Below are 1,110 nucleotides of genomic sequence, written 5' to 3'. Positions count from 1 at the left end.
AGACGGAGCCGCAGCGAAAGCGAGTCTGAATAGGGCGAATGAGTATGTGGTCGTAGACCCGAAACCAGGTGATCTACCCATGTCCAGGATGAAGTCCAGGTAACACTGGATGGAGGTCCGAACCCACGCACGTTGAAAAGTGCGGGGATGAGGTGTGGGTAGCGGAGAAATTCCAATCGAACTTGGAGATAGCTGGTTCTCTCCGAAATAGCTTTAGGGCTAGCCTCATGTGTTAGAGTCTTGGAGGTAGAGCACTGTTTGGACTAGGGGCCCTCATCGGGTTACCGAATTCAGACAAACTCCGAATGCCAAAGACTTATCCATGGGAGTCAGACTGCGAGTGATAAGATCCGTAGTCGAAAGGGAAACAGCCCAGACCACCAGCTAAGGTCCCAAAGTATACGTTAAGTGGAAAAGGATGTGGAGTTGCTTAGACAACCAGGATGTTGGCTTAGAAGCAGCCACCATTTAAAGAGTGCGTAATAGCTCACTGGTCGAGTGACTCTGCGCCGAAAATGTACCGGGGCTAAACGTATCACCGAAGCTGTGGATTGACACCTCTGGTGTCAGTGGTAGGAGAGCGTTCTAAGGACAGTGAAGTCAGACCGTAAGGACTGGTGGAGTGCTTAGAAGTGAGAATGCCGGTATGAGTAGCGAAAGATGGGTGAGAATCCCATCCACCGAATGCCTAAGGTTTCCTGAGGAAGGCTCGTCCGCTCAGGGTTAGTCGGGACCTAAGTCGAGGCCGATAGGCGTAGACGATGGACAACAGGTTGATATTCCTGTACCACCTCTTTTCCGTTTGAGCAATGGGGGGACGCAGGAGGATAGGGTAAGCGCACTGCTGGATATGTGCGTCTAAGCAGTTAGGCTGATGATGAGGCAAATCCCGTCATCGCGAAGGCTGAGCTGTGATAGCGAGCGAATTATAGTAGCGAAGTTCCTGATTCCACACTGCCAAGAAAAGCCTCTAGCGAGGAAAAAGGTGCCCGTACCGCAAACCGACACAGGTAGGCGAGGAGAGAATCCTAAGGTGAGCGAGAGAACTCTCGTTAAGGAACTCGGCAAAATGACCCCGTAACTTCGGGAGAAGGGGTGCTCTTTGGGGTG

Annotated in this window: 1 rRNA gene; it reads left to right on the top strand. The window is 51.8% G+C overall.

The features are described 5' to 3' along the window. A 23S ribosomal RNA gene (locus tag LCM10_RS20515) occupies positions 1 to 1,110 on the top strand; the annotation flags it as partial.

It is taken from the genome of Rossellomorea aquimaris, assembly GCF_020171925.1.
Lineage (GTDB): Bacteria > Bacillota > Bacilli > Bacillales > Bacillaceae_B > Rossellomorea > Rossellomorea aquimaris_F.
This window is presented reverse-complemented; position numbering and strand designations above follow the sequence as displayed.